Source organism: Naasia sp., from assembly GCF_025465545.1.
Classification (GTDB): domain Bacteria; phylum Actinomycetota; class Actinomycetes; order Actinomycetales; family Microbacteriaceae; genus Naasia.
In genome coordinates this window covers 25125-46249 of sequence record NZ_JAODMK010000011.1, presented here as the reverse complement: position 1 = coordinate 46249, position 21125 = coordinate 25125, and the positions used below count along the sequence as shown (strand labels likewise).

The 21125-nt window shown below is 70.9% G+C and carries 21 protein-coding genes; 13 read left to right on the top strand and 8 right to left on the bottom strand.

Features of this window, described 5'->3' with window-relative positions:
• Positions 1 to 203 precede the first annotated feature (203 nt).
• The gene (locus JWR33_RS03335; protein ID WP_297409453.1) at positions 204 to 791 is read right to left on the bottom strand and encodes a CoA-binding protein; all 588 of its coding nucleotides are present in this window, start codon (positions 789 to 791) and stop codon (positions 204 to 206) included.
• Positions 788 to 2083: an O-acetylhomoserine aminocarboxypropyltransferase/cysteine synthase family protein gene (locus JWR33_RS03330; protein ID WP_297409451.1), complete on the bottom strand. Its 1296-nt coding sequence runs from the start codon at positions 2081 to 2083 to the stop codon at positions 788 to 790. Before JWR33_RS03330 ends, JWR33_RS03335 begins: the two co-directional genes overlap by 4 nt.
• A gap of 108 nt (positions 2084 to 2191) precedes the next feature.
• Here JWR33_RS03330 and JWR33_RS03325 point away from each other — a divergent pair, with 108 nt between their 5' ends.
• The 3 genes from JWR33_RS03325 to JWR33_RS03315 all read left to right on the top strand — a co-directional run bounded on the left by JWR33_RS03325 (position 2192) and on the right by JWR33_RS03315 (position 5228).
• Positions 2192 to 2686 (top strand): DUF427 domain-containing protein, encoded by a 495-nt coding sequence (locus tag JWR33_RS03325; RefSeq protein WP_297409449.1) that lies wholly within the window; start codon positions 2192 to 2194, stop codon positions 2684 to 2686.
• Between the two features lie 309 nt (positions 2687 to 2995).
• Positions 2996 to 4297, top strand: coding sequence for a DUF2252 domain-containing protein (locus JWR33_RS03320; protein ID WP_297409447.1), 1302 nt, complete (start codon positions 2996 to 2998; stop codon positions 4295 to 4297).
• A 178-nt stretch (positions 4298 to 4475) separates the two neighbouring features.
• Positions 4476 to 5228 (top strand): hypothetical protein, encoded by a 753-nt coding sequence (locus JWR33_RS03315; protein WP_297409445.1) that lies wholly within the window; start codon positions 4476 to 4478, stop codon positions 5226 to 5228.
• Here JWR33_RS03315 and JWR33_RS03310 read toward each other — a convergent pair.
• The 3 genes from JWR33_RS03310 to JWR33_RS03300 are packed head-to-tail and all read right to left on the bottom strand — an operon-like array spanning position 5173 to position 8635.
• A complete protein-coding gene (locus JWR33_RS03310) occupies positions 5173 to 5703 on the bottom strand; it encodes an HPP family protein (RefSeq protein ID WP_297409443.1) in 531 nt (176 codons plus the stop codon). The two genes, JWR33_RS03315 and JWR33_RS03310, sit on opposite strands and share 56 nt — an antisense overlap.
• Positions 5700 to 6158, bottom strand: coding sequence for a hypothetical protein (locus JWR33_RS03305; protein ID WP_297409441.1), 459 nt, complete (start codon positions 6156 to 6158; stop codon positions 5700 to 5702). Before JWR33_RS03305 ends, JWR33_RS03310 begins: the two co-directional genes overlap by 4 nt.
• Positions 6155 to 8635 (bottom strand): molybdopterin-dependent oxidoreductase, encoded by a 2481-nt coding sequence (locus JWR33_RS03300; RefSeq protein WP_297409439.1) that lies wholly within the window; start codon positions 8633 to 8635, stop codon positions 6155 to 6157. The genes JWR33_RS03305 and JWR33_RS03300 overlap by 4 nt, the downstream gene beginning before the upstream one ends.
• 226 nt (positions 8636 to 8861) lie before the next feature.
• Between JWR33_RS03300 and JWR33_RS03295 the strand changes: the two genes are divergently transcribed.
• Together JWR33_RS03295 and JWR33_RS03290 are read left to right on the top strand one after the other, a co-directional pair.
• On the top strand, positions 8862 to 9419 hold the full coding sequence (locus tag JWR33_RS03295) for a sodium/calcium exchanger protein (protein ID WP_297409437.1): 558 nt from the start codon (positions 8862 to 8864) through the stop codon (positions 9417 to 9419).
• Positions 9420 to 9462: 43 nt separating this feature from the next.
• The gene (locus JWR33_RS03290) at positions 9463 to 10905 is read left to right on the top strand and encodes a M20/M25/M40 family metallo-hydrolase (protein ID WP_297409436.1); all 1443 of its coding nucleotides are present in this window, start codon (positions 9463 to 9465) and stop codon (positions 10903 to 10905) included.
• Between the two features lie 88 nt (positions 10906 to 10993).
• Here the strand turns inward: JWR33_RS03290 and JWR33_RS03285 are convergent, their stop codons facing one another.
• On the bottom strand, positions 10994 to 11479 hold the full coding sequence (locus tag JWR33_RS03285) for a hypothetical protein (protein ID WP_297409434.1): 486 nt from the start codon (positions 11477 to 11479) through the stop codon (positions 10994 to 10996).
• Between the two features lie 280 nt (positions 11480 to 11759).
• Here JWR33_RS03285 and JWR33_RS03280 point away from each other — a divergent pair, with 280 nt between their 5' ends.
• The 3 genes from JWR33_RS03280 to JWR33_RS03270 all read left to right on the top strand — a co-directional run bounded on the left by JWR33_RS03280 (position 11760) and on the right by JWR33_RS03270 (position 13868).
• Positions 11760 to 12257, top strand: coding sequence for a bifunctional nuclease family protein (locus JWR33_RS03280; protein ID WP_297409432.1), 498 nt, complete (start codon positions 11760 to 11762; stop codon positions 12255 to 12257).
• 55 nt (positions 12258 to 12312) lie between these two features.
• Positions 12313 to 12654, top strand: a complete 342-nt coding sequence (locus JWR33_RS03275) for a DUF6804 family protein (RefSeq protein WP_297409431.1) — start codon at positions 12313 to 12315, stop codon at positions 12652 to 12654.
• A gap of 353 nt (positions 12655 to 13007) precedes the next feature.
• On the top strand, positions 13008 to 13868 hold the full coding sequence (locus JWR33_RS03270) for a hydrolase (RefSeq protein WP_297409429.1): 861 nt from the start codon (positions 13008 to 13010) through the stop codon (positions 13866 to 13868).
• 23 nt (positions 13869 to 13891) lie between these two features.
• On the opposite strand, the gene JWR33_RS03265 is transcribed toward JWR33_RS03270, so the two are convergent.
• On the bottom strand, positions 13892 to 14821 hold the full coding sequence (locus tag JWR33_RS03265) for an aldo/keto reductase (RefSeq protein ID WP_297409428.1): 930 nt from the start codon (positions 14819 to 14821) through the stop codon (positions 13892 to 13894).
• Between the two features lie 188 nt (positions 14822 to 15009).
• Here JWR33_RS03265 and JWR33_RS03260 point away from each other — a divergent pair, with 188 nt between their 5' ends.
• The 5 genes from JWR33_RS03260 (at position 15010) to JWR33_RS03240 (ending at position 20222) form a co-directional block, all read left to right on the top strand.
• Positions 15010 to 16101, top strand: coding sequence for a hypothetical protein (locus JWR33_RS03260; RefSeq protein ID WP_297409426.1), 1092 nt, complete (start codon positions 15010 to 15012; stop codon positions 16099 to 16101).
• Positions 16102 to 16211: 110 nt separating this feature from the next.
• A complete protein-coding gene (locus tag JWR33_RS03255) occupies positions 16212 to 16826 on the top strand; it encodes an NAD(P)H-dependent oxidoreductase (protein WP_297409424.1) in 615 nt (204 codons plus the stop codon).
• Between the two features lie 158 nt (positions 16827 to 16984).
• Positions 16985 to 17680, top strand: a complete 696-nt coding sequence (locus JWR33_RS03250) for a hypothetical protein (protein ID WP_297409423.1) — start codon at positions 16985 to 16987, stop codon at positions 17678 to 17680.
• A 106-nt stretch (positions 17681 to 17786) separates the two neighbouring features.
• Complete coding sequence (locus JWR33_RS03245; RefSeq protein ID WP_297409421.1) at positions 17787 to 18779, top strand: Gfo/Idh/MocA family oxidoreductase; 993 nt, start codon at positions 17787 to 17789, stop codon at positions 18777 to 18779.
• A 9-nt stretch (positions 18780 to 18788) separates the two neighbouring features.
• Complete coding sequence (locus JWR33_RS03240) at positions 18789 to 20222, top strand: D-alanyl-D-alanine carboxypeptidase (RefSeq protein WP_297409419.1); 1434 nt, start codon at positions 18789 to 18791, stop codon at positions 20220 to 20222.
• Positions 20223 to 20232: 10 nt separating this feature from the next.
• On the opposite strand, the gene JWR33_RS03235 is transcribed toward JWR33_RS03240, so the two are convergent.
• Entirely contained in the window at positions 20233 to 21069 is an 837-nt protein-coding gene (locus tag JWR33_RS03235; protein WP_297409417.1) for a PhzF family phenazine biosynthesis protein, read from the bottom strand.
• Between the last annotated feature and the right edge of the window lie 56 nt (positions 21070 to 21125).

Here is a 21125-nt window from a genome sequence, read left to right as displayed (position 1 = left end):
AGCGAGGAATTCTCGTTACGGACCGCGACGCCACATGACTCTCCGTGACGAGGCGCCGAAGTCCGCGGAGCTCGATCCCTGCCCGCCGCGCCGCGGATCGGGCGTGTTCTCGCGGTCCGCGGGGGGTGGACGTGAGGGCGAGAGCGCGCCACTATGGGCGATCGCCTCCGCAGTGCCGGGCGAGGCGAGGCGGGGGCGAGGTGCTAGCGGATCGCCTTGCGGGAGCTGATCTGACCGGTGTCGAAGCCCAGGAGGTGCAGCCCGCCGTGGAACCGGGCGTGCTCCACCTTGAGGCAGCGGTCCATCACGACGGTGAGTCCATGAGCCTCACCGTATTCGGCGGCCTCCTGGTTCCAGATGCCGAGCTGCACCCACACGGTCTTGGCGCCGACCGCCAGTACGTCGTCGATGACGGACGGGATGTCGCTCGCCTTGCGGAACACATCGACGATGTCGGGGACCTCGGGCAGCGACGCGAGGTCCGGGTAGGCGCGGTGACCGAGGATCTCTGTCGCATGGGGATTCACGAAGTAGACCCGGTAGTCGCTGGACTGCAGCAGGTAGGTGCCCACGAAGTAGCTCGACCGTGACGGGTTGGGGGAGGCGCCGACGATGGCGATCGACTTGGCGCGGCGAAGGATGGCGAGCCGCTCCTTCGCCGACGGGCCCACCCAGGTGCGCTGCGACTTGAGGAGCCTCGCCAGCGGGGAGCCGGCGGGGAGGTCGCAGGTGAGTCCGTTGGCGAGCTGGCTCGTCACGCTCTGCTCCGGGGAATCTTCGGTGAGGGTCATCCCGCCGCCTTCCGTGCCGCCGTGAGCGCTTGATCGATGTCGTAGACGATGTCGTCTCCATCCTCGATGCCCACGCTGATCCGCACCAGCCCCGGGCCGACTCCCGCGTCGCTGAGCTGCTGCTCGCTGAGCTGGGCGTGCGTGGTGGATGCCGGGTGGATGACCAGAGTCTTCGTGTCGCCGATGTTGGCGACATGGCTTGCGAGGTCGAGCGACTCGATGAAGCGGCTGCCGACCTCTCGGCCGCCCTTCACGCCGAAGCTGAAGACGGACCCAGGACCCTTCGGCAGGTACTTCGCCGCGCGCTCGTGGTGAGGGTGAGCTGGGAGTCCCGCCCAGTTGACGTACTCGATGCGGTCGTCGCCGGCGAGCCACTCGGCGACCAGGCGCGCGTTGTCCACGTGCGCCTGGAGCCGGAACGGCAGGGTCTCCACGCCCTGGGCGAGGAGGAACGCCGAATGCGGGCTGAGCGCGGGACCGATGTCGCGCAGCTGCTCGGCGCGCAGCCGGGTGAGGAAGGCGTACTCACCGAAGTTCCCATGCCAGTTCAGGCCGCCGTAATGGGGGACCGGCTGGTCGAAGAGGGGGAAGCGCTCGTTCGCCCAGGGGAAGCGTCCGCTCTCGACGACCACGCCGCCGAGCGTGGTGCCGTGCCCGCCGAGGAACTTGGTGGCGGAGTGGATGACCACGTCGGCGCCCCACTCGATCGGCCGATTCAGGTAGGGGGTCGCGACGGTCGAGTCGACGATGAGCGGGACATTCGACGCGTGCGCGACGGCCGCCAGACCCTCGAGGTCGGCGATCTCGCCGGAAGGATTGGCGATCGTCTCCACGAACAGGAGCTTCGTCTCCGGACGGATGGCCGCCGCGTAGTCGGCGGGATCGGTTCCCCGCACGAACGTCGTGTCGATCCCGAAGCGGCGAAGGGTGACGTCCAGCTGGGTGACCGAGCCGCCGTAGAGGGACGCGCTCGCCACGATGTGGTCCCCCGCGCCGGCCAGGGAGGCGAAGGTGATGTACTGCGCCGACAGCCCGCTCGCCGTCGCCACCGCCCCGAGGCCACCCTCGAGCGACGCGATCCGCTCCTCGAAGCTCGCGACGGTGGGATTGGCCAGGCGGCTGTAGATGTTTCCGTACTTCTGCAGGGCGAACCGCGACGCGGCGTCCGCGGTGTCGTCGAAGACGAAGGCCGTCGACTGATAGATGGGAACGGCACGCGCGCCGGTGACGGCGTCGGGGATGTTGCCAGCGTGGATGGCCCGGGTGCGGAAGCCGTAGGCGCGGTCGGTCATGAGGGCACCGTACCGGGCGCGGACGGGAGTCTCGATGGCGAGCCGCCACAGGACGTAACGCGCACCGGTCGTCGGCGTTCGGTCAGCGCGAACCCCTAGCGTGCCGGCATGACGACAACGCGCATTCCTCCGGGCCCCGGCCAGGAGTCGGTCTGGGGCTACCCCCGCCCGCCCCGCGTGGAGGCGAGCGGGCAGCGGGTGGTCGTGCGGTTGGGCGGCGTCGTTGTCGCCGACACCCGTGAGGCCCTCCGGGTGCTCGAGACGAGCCATCCGCCTGCCTACTACCTCCCGCGGTCGGCGTTCGCCCCCGGGGCGCTGACCCCCGCGGCCGGGTTCTCGGTGTGCGAGTACAAGGGACGCGCCTCCTACCTGGATGTGGAGGGAGGGGGAGCCGTCGCCGAGCGTGCCGCGTGGACCTACTCGTCCCCACTGCCGGGCTACGAGGAGCTGGTCGATCACGTCTCCCTCTACCCCGGAGCGATGGACGCGTGCGAGGTGGACGGGGAACCAGTGGAGCCGCAGCAGGGCGGCTTCTACGGCGGCTGGATCACCCCCCGAGTGGTGGGGCCGTTCAAGGGCGCCCCCGGCACCCTCGGCTGGTGAGCGGAGCGGGCGCCCCGAGACCATAGCCGCCCGCCCCGCCACAGTGTGCGGGATGCCCGTCGCTACGCTTGTGGCCGTGGAGCGAGTGGCATGACGGAGACGCCCTGGGCTGCGAACCGACCGGCGGACGGCACCCACCCGGCACGACCTGAGGTCGCTGGATCTCTCGCCGATCGGTCCGGGCAGAGCCATACCGTCCTTCCCTCGGTCGGCGGCGAGGCCTTCACTTCGGTGCGACGGCGGCCCACGTCCCGCACGGAGCGCTACGCCACAGGGAAGGCGCTGAGGAGCGAAGTTCCCCGGGGCAGCATGGGGATCTGGTCGCCCTCCGATCTGCGGCCGGATCCGGTCGACCTCATCCGTGAGTCGCACGTCGGCCGCCTGCCGGGGCTGATCCCGGTCCGGGTGGGCCGGATGATGCATTCCCCGTACGGCTTCCTCCGCGGCTCGGCAGTCGTGATGGCCGCGGACGTCGCCTCCCTCCCGGCGACCGGCATCACCCCGGTGATCTGCGGTGACGCACACCTGGGCAACTTCGGCTTCTTCGCCTCGCCCGAGGGGGAGCTCGTGATCGACCTCAACGACTTCGACGAGGCGCATCCGGGCGCCTGGGAGTGGGACCTGCGACGCCTCGTCGCGAGCATCTGGGTGGCCGGCCGCGAGAACGGCTCCAGCGAGGACCAGTGCGCGGACTCGGTGCGATCCTGTGTCGCTGCATACCGCAAGGAGGTTCGCTTCCTCGCCGATCAGCCGCTGCTGCAGAGGTCCTACAACCGGCTCGACGTGGACCGGCTGCACGAGACCGCGACGGAGAAGTCGCTGCGGGACGAGATCCGGCGGTCCGCGAAGCGCGCCCGCAACCGGACGAGCGACCGAGCCTTGCCCCGGTTCACCGAAGAGCGGGAGGGCCGACGGCGGATCGTGGCGGAACCGCCCCTGATCACTCGACTGGACGACGCCGAGCAGGAACTGGTGGGAGCGGCCCTCGACGACTACCTCTCCACGCTGGCGCCGCATTGGCGGCGGGCCGTCGGCGGCTACACGCTCGTCGACGTGGCCCACAAGGTCGTCGGTGTCGGCAGCGTCGGTCTGCGCGCCTACGTGGCTCTGCTCGAGGGGAGCAGTCCCGATGATGTGCTGTTCCTGCAGCTCAAACAGGCCAGGCGTTCCGTGCTGGCACCGTTCGTGCACGGCGATTCCGCCTGGCACGCGCACCAGGGGCAGCGGGTCGTCGAATACCAGCAGGCACTGCAGACGGTGTCCGACCCGCTGCTCGGCTGGACGACCATCGACGGCCTGCAGTTCTACGTGCGGCAGTTCCGCAACATGAAGGGGACCATCGCCATCGACGCGATCGATGCCGCTGCGGTGTCCGACTATGCCGGCATCGTCGGTCACCTTCTCGCGAAGGGCCACGCCCGGACCAGCGGCGCGTCGATGATCGCCGGCTATGTCGGCGGCTCGGGCCGCCTGGACGAGGCGATGGTCCGCTTCGCGCGGGCCTACGCCGATCAGACCGAGTCCGACCACGCTCGGCTGGTGCAGGCCGTGCGGCGGGGCGAGCTGCCATCGGACGAGCCGACCGGTGGGTCGGCGCTGCGCCCCGCCTGAGCGCGGATCGGCGGGTTCCGGCGGGCTCCGGCGGGTTTCACCGCCTGCCGGGGAACGCGCAGCGGCGGCCGGAGAAGGTGAGCAGGAGCGCGACGAGGCCAGCGCCAGCACCGCGACGGGGCGCACGAGGCCGTCGAAGGGCACGAGGAGGGCCGCTCCGAGGATGCCGGCGCCGAAGATGGCGAGGTTGACCGAGGTCGCGGCGCTCGCCGGAGTCAGCGTCGAGTTCTGCTCGAAGCTGGAGCGCGGAGCGATCACCGGCGCATCCGCGTCGGTCGACGGCATCGCGTTCGTCCGCAACCAGCAGCAGGACGTGCTCGGCGATGAACCCGCTCGGCCGCGCGTTCTACTCGCCGGTGATCGGCGACGCGGGGCGGACGCCCAACCTCGCCCGCTTCCAGTTCCCCGACCCCGCGACCCGCGACTTCTACCCGACTGGGAGCTGTTCTCCGAGATGTGCGTGGCGATCATGCGCGTCGAGGCGGGCCGGGATCCGCATGACCGGGGCCTGCAGGACCTGGTGGGGGAGCTGTCCCCCCGCAGCGAGACGTTCCGGACGCTGTGGGGGGCCCACGATGCGCGCACCCACGGAACCGGCACCAAGCGCTTCACCCCTCCTCTCGTCGGCGAGCTGGTGCTCGGCTGCGAGGAGCTCACGATCACCGTGCAGCCCGGCCTGGTGCTGATGATCTGCACCGCCGAACCCGGCTCGCCATCGGCGGAGCGCCTGCGCCATGCGGAAGCAGGAGAAGGCCCCACGCCAGGGGCGCGGCTGAGCCGAGAAACGCATCCGTCCGGCCAAGGTGCAACCAGGCACGGTTGCACCTTGGCCGGAGCGTTGCGGGCGTCTCCGGAATCCCGCCGGACCGCACAGGTCACTGGGTGCGCCGCCCGAGCAGCAGCCGGTTCAGTGCCCATCCGGCGACCGTGATCAGGATCACCGCACCCGCCATCGACAGGAGCTGCAGCGGCTGGGTCAGGATCCCGAGACTCACGATCAGCGTGGTAGCGCCGGCGGGAGGATGAGGGAGCGTGATCAGCGTCAGCACGAGCGTCGTGATCGCGACCGAGAGGGCGCCCGCGACGAGGTAGGGGAGCGTCAGTCCCGCCTCGGGCACCGACGGCTGACCGGCCAGCCCCAGGGCCAGGAGGCAGGCGATGCCCGCGACGAGTCCGACGCCATGGCCGACCAGGGCGTTGAGCGGGCGCGACGCGGGCTGCTCGGGCGACTCGAAGAAGAGCATCACCGTGGGACCGAGACTCGGGAAGAGCCACGGCTGCGTGAGGGCGAGCCCCATCGCCCCGGAGAGGGCGAGCACGACGAGGCACAGCGCCGCCGCGTACCCTGCCGCACCGGCGCGTCTGCGGCGGAGGCCGTCGGCCGGGCCGCCGAGGAACGCGCTCATGAGGCGACCAGGAGCGCCTGCGGTGCGGACTGCTTCATCCTCGTCAGGATCCACGCGAGCTGGACCCCGGTCTCCGCCTCGCAGTCCTCGATGAGGGTCAGCAGGTCCTCGTCCCGGAGAGCGAGCGCCGCCTGGCGGACCGTGACCCAGGTGACGTCCACGAGGGAGGCGAGAAGGTAGAGGTCCTGCAGGTCCCGGAGCAGGCCAACCGGACCGGACCGGCTCTCCGAGATGGCGTCCGCGTGGAATCTCTCGGGCTCGTCGTCGGGTCGCTCGCCGTAGCGTCCGACGATCGGGCCGAGCCGGCGCTCGTGGTCCTCGCACTGCTCCGCGAGGGTGGTGCACAGCCGGTAGACGTCCGGCTCGTCTCCGTGGCCCTCGGCGACCTGACGGAAGGACTCCCCGAGCACGCGCTCGCCGGTGCGGAGGAGGCCGAGGTAGAGGTCGACGTTCACGGGTGCTCCTCGGAGGTCGGCACCGCTGGAGGCTCGGTCGGCCGGAGCTGCTCGATCGTCTCGGCGTCCGGGCCACCCCTCGTCGGCGGCGCCGACCCGGGGTCAGCAGGACGGGACGCCGTGGTGGTGGGAGCTGGAGCCGGGCCGGTGGCATCGGCCACCTTCTCGACCCGCACCGCCGCGACCTTGAAGATCGGCTGCTTCGACACCGGATCCCACTCGGTCTGGGTGAGCTCGTTGGCCGCGGTCGGACGGCCGTCCGGTCCGGTGCGCTCGTCCTCCCAGTAGCCGTAGTGGAACGGCGCGAAGACGGTCCCCTCGCGCACGTCCCCCACGCGCGCGGGCACGACGATCTCGCCCCGGGCGGAGACGACGCGGATCAGATCGCCCTCACCGATGCCGCAGCGCGCCGCGTCGGCCCGGGACAGCTCGGCCCAGGCCGACGGCGCCGCCCGATTCAGTTGGGGAGCTCGGGCCGTCTTCGTCCGGGTGTGGAAGTGGTAGACGGTCCGCCCGGTGGAGTACTGCAGCGGATACTCCTCGCTCGGCAGCTCGTGCGGCGCCGTGTACGGTGCGGCCTTGATGATCGCCCGGCCGTCCGGCCGCATCGCCTTGTACTTCTCCGGGCCCACGGACGCCCCGGTCAGCAGGTCGTGTCCGTAGGTCTCGGCCCGCTCCACCTCGGTGGGGAAGATGCCGTCGCCGTAGAGCCGCATCGTTCCATCCGGATGATCCTCATTGCAGGGCCAGGGGATGCCGCTGCCGCCGCGGAGACGCTCATAGGAGATGCCCGTGTAGTCGCACAGCTTGCCGCGTGTGCACTCCTGCCAGGCCCGGAAGCCGTCCTCCGGGCAGGTCCAGTCGAGCAGGGGAGCGCCGTCGTCGCGCCGGAAGTCCATCCGGCGGGCGTAGTCCAGGAAGATGTCCAGGTCGCTGCGGGCCTCGCCAGGCGGCTCGATCGCCTTGTCCGAGAGGTGCACCGTGCGGTTCACGTTCGTGAACGTGCCCTGCTTCTCGCCCCAGGCCGCGGCGGGCAGCACGACGTCGGCCAGCCGCGCCGTCTCCGTCAGATAGAGGTCCTGGACCACGAGGAACAGATCCGGCTTCTGCAGGATCCTGCGGATGCGCTCCGACTGGGGCATCGAGACGGCCGGGTTGGTGGCGGACACCCAGAGGAACGGGATGCTGCCCTGCTCTACGTAGCGGAAGATCTGCATGGCGTGGGTGGGCGGCGCCCAGTGCGGGATCTTGTCCGGGTGGACGCCCCAGAGGTCCGCGAGCTCCTTCACATGGGCCGGGTTCTCCCAGTTGCGGAACGCGGGCAGGTCCCCGTCGGCGCCGCTCTCCCGGGTGTTCTGTGCGGTCGGCTGGCCGTTCATCTGCAGGATCCCGGAGCCAGGAAGGCCGAGCTTGCCGGTCAGCAGGTGCAGGTTGTTCACCTGGCACGACGACGCCGTCGCCTGGCTCGACTGGTAGAAGCCCTGCAGCACGGTGGACAGCACGCGCTCCGAGGTGGCGAAGATCGAGGCGGCCCGGCGGACGTCGTCGGCGGCCACCCCGCACACCCGGGCCACCTCGTCAGGAGTCCATGGTTCGACGGCGCCCTGCAGGGTCTCGAAGCCGACGGTGTGCTCCGCCACATAGTCCTCGTCGACGCCGCCGATGGCGATCAGCTCCCGGAGCAGGCCGTTCATCAGTGCCAGATTCGTGCCGGGCCGCACCGCGAGGTGCACGGCGGCCTGGCGTGCCACCTCCGTCTCACGAGGGTCGACGCAGACGAGCAGGGGAGGGTTCGGTCCGGCCAGACGGTCGAGCACGCGCATCCAGAGCACCGTCTGGGTCTCTGCCATGTTGTGACCGAACAGGAACATCGCGTCGCACTCGTCGATGTCGGCGTAGCTGCCGGGCTGGCCATCGGAGCCGAAGCTCTCCTTCATCGCGGTCGCGGCTGTCGCGGTGCAGAGGCGGGTGTTGCCGTCCATGTGCGGCGTTCCGAGGCCGGCCTTGCCGAGGATCCCGAGCGCGTAGTACTCCTCGAGGAAGAGCTGGCCGCTCGTGTAAAAGCCGTGCGAGAGAGGACCCTTCTCGGCCAGCAGCTTCCTGCTGCGGTCGGCGATCCGCGACATCGCGGTGTCCCAGTCGGTCTCCACGAGGCGGTCGCCCTCGCGGATCATCGGGCGGGTGAGCCGGTCGCCGTTGTCGACGCCCTGCCAGCTGCCGAACAGCCCCTTCGGGCCCAGTCGGCCATGGTTGACGAGGTCGATCGCGCGTCCGCGGATGCCCACCATGTGGCCGTCCTTGACGGCGATGTCGGCCGCGCAGCCGTTGCTGCAGAGCACGCAGGCGGACTGCACCCAGCGGTCGACCTGGTCCTCGTCGAGTCCCTGGGCGAGCTTCATGTCGACCCGAACCGGCCATCGCTCGCCTTGCGCGAACGGCGTGCGGGTCCCCCAGATGTCGGCGATGCGATCGATCATGGCGAGAACGTACGCCCGTGCTGCGGACCTCGGGAGGGCTGGACACGCCGGCCCGCACGAGGTGTAGTGGAGCTTCCGCCTGTCGCGTCTGGATGGCGGGGCATCCAGCTGAGCAGCCAGTTGCCCGCCGGGCTCGTCGTCTGGGACCTGAGCCCGGGCGGGTGCTCATCACTGTCCTCCGGGTCACCGGGCCGCTGCCCGTGCGGCGGGTGGGCAAGGGCCTGCCGTGGCACGTCAGTGGGGAGGCGCCGGCGTGCACCTCCAGTGCAGCGGCAGCGGGATGGCCGGCCAGATCGGTCCGTCCGGTGAGCTGTTCGGTGCGACCATCCTGGCGCTCGCCACCTCGCTGCCGGAGATCTCGACCGGTCTCGCGTCGGTCAGGCAGGGGGACCACAAGCTGGCGGTGAACGACATCTCCGGCGGGAACGCGTTCCTGCCTGTGCTGTTCCTCGTGGCGACGCCCAGCTCCGGAAAGGACGCGCTTCCCGGGGCGCAGTCGACCGGCATCCGCCTGACCGGGATCGGCATCCTGTCGACCCTGGTCTCTTCCCTCGGCATCTCCTCCGGCCGCAGCGGCGCATCCTCGGCCTGGGGTTCGCGGTGCTCATGCTGCACACCCACGGACTGGTCGGCCTGTTCGCGGTCGCGGTCGCCCAGGGCTGAGCCGAGGAACGCACCCGTCCGGCCAACCTGCAACCGTGCACGGTTGCACCTTGGCCGCAGCGTTGCGGTCGTCGGTCGAAGGCGATCGGGACCCGCGTCTGACGCCCCCGTCAAGGGCTGAACGCGGCGAGCGGCTCGCCGTAGCCTTCGTTCCGGAGGACGCCATGACTGCGGAGAAGCTCAGTGCACCGGCCGGATCCGGCCGCGAACACGACGGCCACGAGCGCGACGACGACCGGGTGCACGACTTCCTGCGTGCGAACGAGGACCGGCTCGTCGCGCAGCTGGCCGAGTGGGTCCGCATCCCGTCCGTCGCGGGCTCGAATCGGGACCCTGACCTGCGCCGCTCGGCGGCCTGGCTGGCAGGGGCGCTCCGGGACACCGGCTTCCCCCGGGTGGAGATCTGGTGGGCCGGCGAGGCGCCGGCCGTCTTCGCCGAGTGGGCGGTGGATCGCGATGCGCCAACGGTCCTGGTGTACAGCCACCATGACGTCCGCGCCGTCAAGGAGGAGAACTGGTCGGAGACCGCCCCGTTCGAGCCGGTCGTGCGCGCCGGGCGCCTGTACGGGCGAGGGAGCTCCGACGCGAAGGGGCAGATCCTCGCCCATCTCTGGGGTCTGCGAGCGCATCTCGCGGAGCACGGAGCGCCGCTGGTGAACCTCAAGTTCCTGGTCGAAGGGGAGGAGGAGCTGGGCTCGCCGTCGTTCGCGGGGCTGCTGGAGGAGAAGGCGGAGGAGATCGCCGCCGATCTCGTGGTGTTCTCGGACACCCTGCTCTGGCGGGCGGGCGCCCCGGCGATCTGCACGAGCGTCCGGGGCATGATCAGCGCCCACATCGAGGTGTACGGGCCGGTCAAGGACATCCACAGCGGCGCGGCGTCCGGCTCGGCTCCCAATTCGGCGCTGGAGCTCTCGCGGCTGCTCGCGTCGGTGCTCGACTCGTCGGGGAGGATCGCTCTGCCCGGCTTCTATGACGACGCCCGGCCCATCCCGGACGAGCGCCGCGAGGAGCTCGCGGCGCTGCCCTTCGACGAGGAGGACTGGCTCGCCCGGTCCCATACCCGGAAGGTGGGCGGCGAGAGCGGGTACACCGTCCTCGAACAGCTCTGGCTGCGCCCGTCCGTCGAGGTGATCTCGATGATCGCGGGAGATCCGGTGGGCCCCACCCGGGCGGCGATCCCGGCAGTGGCGGCAGCCGACATCTCGTTCCGCACGGTTCCCGGTCAGCGCAACGACCGGGTCGCCGAGCAGATCCGGCGCTGGGCGGAGGAGCGGCTGCCCGACACGGTCGAGGCGACCGTGGAGGTTGCGGAGGAGAGCGCGCAGCTCGCCTATGAGACGCCGCGCGGACCCGCCGTCGATGCTCTCGACGCGGCCATGCGCCGCGGCTTCCGGGTGTCGACGGTCGGCCGGATGGGCAACGCCGGCGGCGGTCCGGCGGAGCTCATGGCCCGGATGCTCAAGGCTCCCATCGTCTTCTTCGGCACCGGCTACATCGAGGACGACTGGCACGACAGCGACGAGAGCGTGCACCTTCCGACCCTGCTCGATGGCGCCGCGACCCTCGCCTTCCTCTGGGAGGAGCTGGCGAGAGCGCTGCCGGACTGAGGCGCTCACGGCCGGTCCGCGTCGAACTCTGCGGGAGGGGCCGGGGAATCGGCGGTGAGGACGCGGATCGCCCCCACCGCCGGCCGGATCAGGACGTCGTGGTGGACGAGCTGTCGGAGGTGGTCGAATCGTCGTCGCCCTGCCGGTCGCCGTGCCGGCCGCCGCCAGGACCGCCGGCCTCCAGACCCGTCACGGTGAACGAGTCGTCGAGCTTGACGGTGGCGGAGCTGCCGTCGGCCTGCAGGATGTGCGCCTCGTAGGAGTCACCCTCGGCGTCGTTCTCGACCCGTTGGATCGTGGCATCCGGGTACTTCGCCTGCACTGCCGCCGTCGCCTTGGCGGCGGCGTCACCGGTGAGGAGCTCCTCGGTGACGCCGTTCGCCTGGTGGCCGCCCTTGCTCGGGTCGTCCGCCGACGGCGTGGTCGTCGTCGACTCGCTCGAGCTCGAGCTCGAGCTCGGGGAGGGTGTGGCACCCTCTGCCATGGCAGGCAGTGCGGCTGCGGTGAGTGCTGCGCCGGTGATCGCGGCGGCAACGGAGAGCCCCGCGACGGTGAGCGTTCTGCGCTTCGTCATCTGTGATGTCCCTTCTGTCTCCCTCTCCTGGCGGAGGGGTCGACCCGAGGATGTGCCGGAAGGCTATGCGTACGCACTGGAGGGCATATCGGCTCGATGCGAGATCGGGACGATGAAGCGGCGAACCGCCTGTGCTCGCGCGTGCTCGCACGACCGCAACGGTGCGGCCACGGCGCGACCGCGTGCCGATGCGGTTTGGCCGGTGGGATGCGGCTCTCCCGCCCTCTGCGCATGCTGCTGGCCTACGATGGCAGTCCCGCCGCCCTTTCAGGGAGTCGTCATGGTTCAGGTCCGCGTCGCCGGAGTAGCCCGAGATCCCGTCGGCCAGCACGTCATCCTGCTGAAGCCGATCGGCGACGAGCCGGGCAGCGGCACGGTTCTGCCGATCTGGATCGGCGGCCAGGAGGCGAGCTCGATCCTGCTCGCGGTGGAGGGCGCCCAGGCCGCCCGCCCGCTCTCGCACGATCTGATGAAGAGCCTGCTCGAGATCTCCGGAGCTGCCGTCACCCGGGTCGAGGTCACCCGGGTGGAGGACAGCACCTTCTACGCGGAGATCACGCTGCTCACTCCCACCGGTCGGCACACCCTCGACGCCCGCCCCTCCGATGCGGTCGCCCTCGCCTCGCGCGTCGATGCGCCGATCTGGGTCGCGGACGAGGTGCTGGCGGCGGCGGGCATCCCGGACGAGGTCACCGAGGACGCCCCTGACGAGGAGGCCGAGGTCGCCGAGTTCCGGCAGTTCCTGGACGAGGCCGACCCCGAGGACTTCCGCAGCTGACACCGACGGCGACGCCGGGGGCGACGAGTGCGGCACCGAGCGGTAGAGTCCGACGGTGAGCCGGGCCCGCGAAACCCCGCAGCCGGAGATGCTCCGCCCGGCTCTGCTGCCCGGACTGCTCTCCGCTATCGCCGCCGTGATCGGGATCTTCCTGATCGGGTCCGACCTCTACTTCGCCGTGCGACTCCTCCTCAGCATCCTGGCCTGCATCATCGCGGTGTTCGCGGTCCAGGGCCGGGCGTGGTGGTGGCTTCCGGTGCTCGGGGCGATCGTTGTCCTCTGGAACCCGGTGGCCCCGTTCGAGTTCGCCGGACCCCTGTGGTCGGCCGCACACATCCTCGCGGCCGGAGCGCTGCTCGCCGTGGGCCTGTTCCTCAAGGTGCCCGAGCGTCCCTGACCCCTCGGTCGCGCTGGCAGCGGCAGGCGTAACCGAGCAGGAACCCGACGTGCGGGAAGCGTGCCCAAGAATCGCGAAATGGGGGCGCCGGGCCCGGCGCTCGCACCTGCCCTGTCTGGTGCACGACTGGGATCCGCTCGGTCACGTGGCGGCGTCGTGGGTGGAGTTCTTCGAGGATCACGGTGCTGAAGCCGCTGGAGGAGACCTGGAAGCAATTGGTGGCGGGGCGCACTGGCGCACGATGAGGAGCACCGGTCCCGGTCGTCGTCGACGGACATGCACCTGCTGCGCCGCCCTTTCGGTGCCGAGAGCGGGGAGGCAGGATGGGCGAGAGCAGACGGAGGTGCGACGCGATGACCGCCGAGGTGTCCTGGATCTGCCGGACCTGCGCCAACCAGTACCCCGCCTCCGCCGAGCCGCCGGGGAAGTGCCGCATCTGCGCCGAGGAGCGGCAGTACGTGCCCGAGACCGGCCAGGAGTGGACGAGTCTCGAGGAGCTCGCCGCTGAGGGGCACCGCACGTCCTGGACCGAGCTCGAGCCCGGCCTGTTCGAACTCGCCGTGACCCCGTCACTCGGGATCGGACACCGCGGCCTGCTCGTCCACACCCCGAGGGGCGGCGTGCTCTGGGATCCGCCGGGGTTCCTCGACGAGGCCGCCGTCGAGTTCGTGCGAGCGAACGGCGGGCTGCTGGGTGTCGCGCAGAGCCACCCCCACCTCTGCGGGGTGCAGGGGGAGTGGAGCGACCGGTTCCGGCGGAGCGACGGCCGGGGTGCGCCGCTCTGGATCCCGCGCCGGGACGCCGAATGGGTGCTGCGGTCGTGGGATGCGGTGGACTGGTGGGACGACCGGCTCGAGGTCGCGCCGGGCGTGACGCTGATCCGCACCGGCGGGCACTTCGCCGGCAGCGCCGTGCTCCATCTCGCGGCAGCCGCCGAGGGCAGGGGCGCCCTGCTCGTGAGCGACACGATGATGGTGCTGCCGGGCAGCCGTCGGGTGTCCTTCATGCGCAGCTACCCGATGCTGCTGCCCATGCCCGCGCGTCACCTCGCCCGGCTGCTCGCCTCGCTCGACGGCGTGCAGTACGACCGCATCTATGGCGGGTGGACGGACCGCCTGGTGCGGTCCGGAGCGCGCGGCGTCGTGCGGGACAGTGCGGAGCTCTACCGCTGCTGGCTCACCGGGTCCGCGACGGATCCCGACCAGGACGGCTGACCCGACCCCGACCGAGCCGGAGCTCAGGGCAGGATGTGCCCCGCCGCCCGGAACAGGCCGTACCACTCCTCGCGGGTCAGCGGGATCTCCGAGCCGGCAGCGGAGTCGCGCACCCGTTCGGGCTTGGTGGTGCCGAGCACGACCTGGATGTTCGCGGGGTGCCGGGTGATCCAGGCCACCGCGATCCCCGTTGGCGTCACGTCGTACTTGGTGGCGAGCTCGTCGAGGCGGTCGTTGAGCTCCGGGTAGGCCTTGCGGTCGCCCACGAAGACGCCGTCGAAGAAGCCCTTCTGGAACGGCGACCAGGCCTGCAGTGTGATGTCGTTGAGGCGGCAGTAGTCGAGGATGCCCAGGTCGCGATCGATCGACTGGTCGAGCCCGGCCATGTTGACGGCGACGCCTTGGCTGAGCAGCGATGCGTGGGTGATGCTCAGCTGCACCTGGTTCACGAGGATGGGCTGGGCCAGCGAACGCCGCAGCAGCTCCATCTGTCCCGGAGTCTGGTTCGAGACCCCGAAGTGGCGCACCTTGCCGGCCGCCTGGAGCTCGTCGAACGCCGTGGCCACCTCGTCGGGCTCCATCAGGGTGTCGGGGCGGTGCAGCAGGAGGATGTCGAGGTAGTCCAGGTTGAGTGCGGCGAGCGACTCGTCCACGGACGTGAGGATGTGCTCGCGGGAGAAGTCGAAGTAGCCCTTCCCGATGCCCACCTTGCTCTGCACGATCACCTGCTCCCGCTCGCTCGGGCTGAGCGTGATCGCCTCGCCGAAGCGCGTCTCGCAGCCGTGCGTCGTGGAGCCGTAGATGTCGGCATGGTCGAAGAAGTTGATGCCGACGTCGCGGGCGGTGCCGATCAGCGTCCTGATCTCCTCGTCGCTGAGGTCCTGGATGCGCATGAGCCCGAGGATGATGTTGGACGGGGAGAGACCGGTGCCGGGGAACGTCAGGTTCTTCATACCTCCGTCTTACCCCACCGGGCCGGACGCGCATACCCGGGCCGGCTCGTGCTGATTTCCGACGGGAACTGTGCAATGCGCGCGGGGACCCGTCTGGTGGGATCCACCTCGTCCCGCCCTCTGCTGTTCCGACGGGCGCAACCCGCCGGAGCCCGGGGGTTCATCTGCGGCCGGTGTAGTCGGCAGACATGGATGCGACTCTGCTCGGCTATCCGCCCGCCCTGAACTCGGGGTTGTGGCAGACCGGTCACGTGCAGGGGATCGCAGTGGATCGCGAGCGGGGCCGCGTCTACTACTCCTTCACGACGGTCCTCGTGAAGACCGACCTGTCCGGAGCGCTTCTGGGAACGGTGACCGGGATTCCGGGGCACATGGGGGATGTGACCTTCAACCCCGAGAACCGGCGACTCTATGCGTCGCTGGAGGACAAGGCGGCGGGTGCCTTCTCCGTGGCTGTCGTCGAGGTCGACGCCATCATCGGCGTCGGGATGCGGGCCGAGGACGCAACGGTGCTCACCACAGTGCACCTGGCGGAGGTCGCTCGCGACTACACCGGCGGCGGGGAGCGGGCCCGGGGCGGGATCGAGCTCCCCGCCTCACGCTACGGCTGCAGTGGCATCGACGGGATCACCTTCGGGCCACGATTCGGACAGACGACCGGTCCCCAGCTCCTCACCGTCGCCTACGGCGTTCACTCGGGCGTGCAACGCAGCGACAACGACCACCAGGTGCTCCTGCAGTACGACATCCGGAACTGGGCCCGGTATCAGCGGCCCCTCACCCAGGCCCCAGATCGGAGCGGCCCACCCCAGGTGACGGGCAAGTACTTCCTCTTCACCGGCAACACCCGTTTCGGAGTCCAGAACCTCGAGTACGACTCCTGCCTCCGACGCTGGTTCCTCGGCGTCTACGCCGGCGCCAAGGCGCGGTTCCCCAACTTCACCCTGTTCGCGGTCGACGCCAAGAGCCGCCCCCGCAGAACTCGGCTGAGCGGCCTCGGCGGGGAACGGGGCCTCCTTCTCGCGCTCGCCGACGACGGGCTCGTCGACCCGGCGACCGGAGTCCGGGGCTGGTACCAGAGCGCCGACGTGGGTCTCGAGGCCCTCGGGAACGGCCTGTTCTACCTCTCCCGATCCTCGCAAGCGGGAGCTCTGCACACGAGCCACTCCACCCTCTGCGTCTGGACGGGCGACCCTCGGGCGCCGTTCCGGCCCGTGCAGGAGATCCGCGGACGCGCGCCGGCTCGTCGGCCCCCTCGGAGGCTCCTCCAGCCGGTCTGACCTGAAGCCGGTCGTCGGCAGGCCCGGAGGCGCACAGCCAACGCACGGCGGAGGAGCGGAAGGCTTCGGGGATGCGGGTGGACGGCTCCCGCATCCTCGGAAGGAAGCCCATGGCCACACCACTGACAGCCCTCGCCCTCGTCTGCACGCTCAGTCCCTCGCCAGCGGAGTCGAGCACCGAGCTGCTGGCGCGGCAGGTGCTCGACCAGCTGCAGGCCGCCGGAGCACCAGGGTCCCTCATCCGCGTCGTCGACTACGACGTCAAGCCGGGCGTCGCGGCAGACATGGGCGACGGCGATCAGTGGCCGAGCATCCGTGAGCGCGTGCTCGCGGCGGACATCCTGGTCCTCGCGACGCCGACCTGGATGGGGCACCTGTCGAGCGTCGCCCAGCGGGTGCTCGAGAGGCTGGACGCCGAGCTGTCCGAGCAGGATGACGAGGGGCGACCGTCGATGTTCGGGAAGGTCGCGGTGGCGGCCGTCGTGGGCAACGAGGACGGCGCCCACCAGATCAGCGCCGAACTCTTCCAGGCGCTCAACGACGTCGGCTTCACGATCCCGGCCCAGGGCGTGACGTACTGGAACGGCCAGGCCATGGGGTCCGTTGACTACAAGGATCTCGACGAGACGCCCGAGCAGGTGCTCTCCGCCACGAAGACGGCGGCCGCCAATGCCGTGCACTTGGCCGCCCTCCTCTCGGCGGCGAACTACCCGGTCCCCTCCTGACCCGCTGAAATGGCGCCAGCCGAGCCGGGAGGGCCAGCGCACGCCCCCAGAACACGGCTGAAAGGGTCTCGGGCGCTTGTGCCGACACTTCGACTCGGCATAACTTGGGGGACAGGTTGCGGGGGAAGCGACCGCACACGGCGCCATTGGGTAGATGGGTGCCCGAGTTGTTGGGGGACAACGACCGCATGCTGAACCTGGCCCGATCTGCGATGGCGGCGGCGGCCCTGACCGCTGCGCTGACGCTCCTCGTGCCGGTCGCAGCCGATCGCATCGCCTTCCTCGCCGGCGTCGACGACTCCTCCGCCTCCCGGCAGCAGGCCTCCGTGATCGATGCGGAGGTCCTCGACTCGCACTGCTCCGGCCTCGTCCCCGACGCCTCTGTCGCAGAGGCGCCCGCTTCTGTCTGGGACGACGGGAACGTCCGTGGCACGACGTCCGCCGACCTGGCCGGCTTCGCCGCCCGGTTCAACGAGATCCGAGCCACGCACTGCCTCGAGCCGATCCCCGCCGCCAACTTCGTCTTCGACTCCTGCCTGCAGGAGCGCCTGCGATGGATGGCGGAGGACCCGAGCGAGGACCCGGGCAGCGCCTGGGGCCACGACGGCGCTGTCCGCAGCGACGGCCTGCCGAGCACCGGCTGCGACGGCAACCTCGCCGGCGGCGCAGGCAACACCGGCGCCACCGTCGCTCAGAAGTGGTGGGAGTCGCCGCACCACCGGGCATCGCTGTACCGGCCGGCGGAGACAGTGTCCCTCGACGACGTGTGCATCGCGTTCGCGATGGTGCACGGCGGTCTGCCGGACGAGCCGCTCGCCTTCACCCGGGCCTCCGCCCGCTGGACGGACTGCTGACCCCTCCTCCCCGAGGAGGAACCACGGCCGACGCTGCTACTCAGCCGGCAGGTCAGCCCGTCGCTAGCATTGACCCGCCACGCGTCAACGGAGCCGAAGGGCCTACATGTCTGAGCAGATCGGCTGGGGGATCCTCGCCACCGGAGGGATCGCCAAGGCCTTCACGCGGGACCTCGCGGTCGCAGGGCTCACCGCGGTCGCCGTCGGCAGCCGCTCTCAGGAGTCCGCGGACGCGTTCGGCCAGGAGTTCGGCGTCCCGCACCGGCACCCCAGCTACGAGGCGCTCGTCCAGGACCCCGACGTCGACATCGTGTACATCGCCACGCCGCATCCCGGCCACGCCGAGGCGGCCCTGCTCGCCCTCGAGGCAGGCAAGCACGTGCTGATAGAGAAGCCCTTCACCGTGAACGCTGACGAGGCGCGGAAGGTCACGAGCCTCGCCGCCGAGAAGAACCTGCTCGTGCTCGAGGCCATGTGGCCGCGCTTCCTGCCGCACATGATCCGCCTGCACGAGATCCTGGACGACGGCACGCTCGGCGACGTGCGCACCGTGATCGCCGACCACAACCAGGACCTGCCCAAGGATCCGAAGCACCGCATCAACAACCCCGATCTCGGCGGCGGAGCCCTCCTCGACCTCGGCATCTACCCGGTCTCGTTCGCCGTCGACATGCTCGGCGCGCCGACCCGCGTCTCGGCGATGGCGAGCTTCACGGCCACCGGGGTGGACCGTCAGACCGCCATCCTGCTGGAGCACGAGGGCGGCAGGCAGTCGCTGCTGCACACGGCCCTCGACACGAAGGGCCCGAACACCGCGAGCGTGATCGGCACTCTCGGCCGGGTCGACATCGACTCGGTCTGGTACTCGCCCACCTCGTTCACCGTCTACGACAACACCGGCGGCATGGTGGAGCGGTACGAGTCGTCGATCGAGGGCCGCGGGATGCAGTACGAAGCGCTGGAGGCCGAGCGGCTGATCCGGGCGGGTGAGATCGCCAGCCCGCGACTGTCCCCGGCCGAGAGCGTCGCCATCATGGATGTCCTCGACGACATCCGCAGCCAGATCGGCCTCCGCTATCCGGGTGAGGCGCCTGCCTAGACTGCTCGGGTGACGCCTCGCCTCTCCCGACGCAGCCGCATCGTCGCGGCGATCACCGGGGCGGTCGTCGTCTACCTCGCCGCCGCGGGAGGCGCGGTCGCGTTCGGTGCGGCGGCGACGGGAAAGCCCGCAGCGGCGGCGCCGCAGCCGCGCCCGGTGGCGTCCGCCCCGACCGCGTCCGCCCCGACCCCGACGCCGACACCCGTTCCTCGGGTGGTGCCCGACGACCCGGCTCCCGCAGCCCCCGTGCGCACCTGCTCGGTCGAATGGGCGGCGACGGATGGGCGGCTGGCGAACTTCCAGGGGCGCGTCGTGAACGCGGACACCGGCGAGGTGCTCTTCGACCGGGGCGGCGAGACTCCGTCCCGAACCGCGAGCGTCCTCAAGGTGCTCACCGGTGCGGCAGCCCTCTCCGTGCTGGGCCCCGACTATCGGCTGGAGACGAAGGTCGTCCGCGGAGCCGGCACCGGGACGGTCGTCCTCGTCGGCGGGGGCGACCCGACCCTCTCCCGCACGCCGTCGGGGGACAGCACCGCATACGAGGGCGCCCCGCACCTCGACGACCTCGCCGATCAGGTGCGGGACGCCTGGGAGTCCGACCCGGACACGGCGGGCACGGCCATCGAGAGGGTCGTCGTCGACGCGTCCTACTTCTCCGGCGATGCCTGGGATCCCAGCTGGAACCGCAAGGAGCTCTTCGACGGCTACATGCCGGAGATCACGGCGCTGATGGTGGATGGCGACCGGGACGACCCGTACGCCAACGTCTCCGCCCGCAGCGAGGATCCCCTCGGCCGCGCCGGCGACGCCTTCGCCGCGGAGCTGGGCGCATCCGCCGTGGAGATCGGCACGGCGCCGGAGGGGGCCCAGGTGCTCGGAATCGTCGAGTCGCAGCCCGTGTCGACCCTGATCCGCCAGGCGCTCATCGTGTCCGACAACACGCTGGCCGAGGCGCTCGCTCGGGTGACCGCCATCCAGGCGGGTGCAGGCAGCAGCTTCGGCGACCTGCAGGAGGGCATCACGAGCGGGCTCCAGGCCTACGGGATCGACACATCGCAGCTGACCATCGCGGACGGCTCGGGCCTCAGCGGGAACAACGCCGTGCCGCCGTCCTACCTCACCTCGCTCTTCCGCAAGGTGCGCGCGGGCGACGGCGACCTCCGGGTGCTCTACGACGGGCTGCCCGTGTCGGGGGAGTTCGGCTCGCTCGGCTACTCCGACCGCTTCGCCGGCGACAATGCGCGCGCGGATGGCGCGGTGCACGCGAAGACGGGCTGGATCGACGACGGCTACACGCTCGCCGGGATCATCGACGCCGCCGACGGCACCCCGCTCACCTTCGCGATCTACGCGCTCGGAGACGTGAGCGACGACGCGAAGCAGGCGATCGACACGCTCGCCACCGCGTTCTACGACTGCGGCGACAACCTCTCGAACTACTAGCGGCCGCCGGTCACAGCTCGACGGAGCCTCGCACCACCGTGGTGCTCGCCCCGCCCACCCACAGCTCGCCATCCTCCGGCCGCACGGTGATCCGGCCCCGACGGCCGAGCGCGGCGCCCTGACTCGCCACGTAGGGCCCGTCGGCGATGCCGTCCCGGAAGAACCACCGGGCGAGGCCTGCGTTGAGGCTCCCCGTCACCGGGTCCTCAGGCACCCCGATGCCGGGCACGAAGGCGCGGACCTCCCACTGGCTGCCCCCGCCCGCGGGGTGCGGTCCGACGGCGCCGACCTTGAGGCTGCCCATCGCGACGAAGTCCGGCCGGAGGGCGAGCACGGTCTCTGCGCTGTCGAGCAGCACTGCGAGCCAGCCCGGCCCGTTGTCGGCCCACTGCACGTCGACGACCTGGCGGGGATCCACCCCCAGGACGGCGATCGCTCGCGCGGCGTCGACCGGGTCGGCGGGGCCCTCCCGGATCAGGGGCGGGGCGGCGAAGGCGATGGTGTCGCCGGTCGCGCGGAGGCGCACCAGACCGATGCCGCACTCCTGCACGATGCCGCCGGGCGTCCGCGGGCTCCCCGCGGACTCGAGCCAGGCGTGCGCGCTGCCGAGCGTGGGGTGCCCGGCGAAGGGCAGCTCGCCGCCCGGGGTGAAGATGCGCAGCAGGTAGTCCGCGTCCGGATGCCGGGGCGGGAGCAGGAACGTCGTCTCGGAGAGGTTGGTCCATCGCGCGAACGCCCGCATCTCGTCGTCGCGCAGGCCCGCGCCGTCGAGCACGACTGCCACGGGATTGCCGCGCAGCGGCGTCGTCGAGAAGACATCGACCTGGGCGAAGGGGCGGGAGACCATTCTCCGATCCTCCCGTACGCCCGTCCGCGGGCCTCCGCGGAGCCCGGTCGGACCCT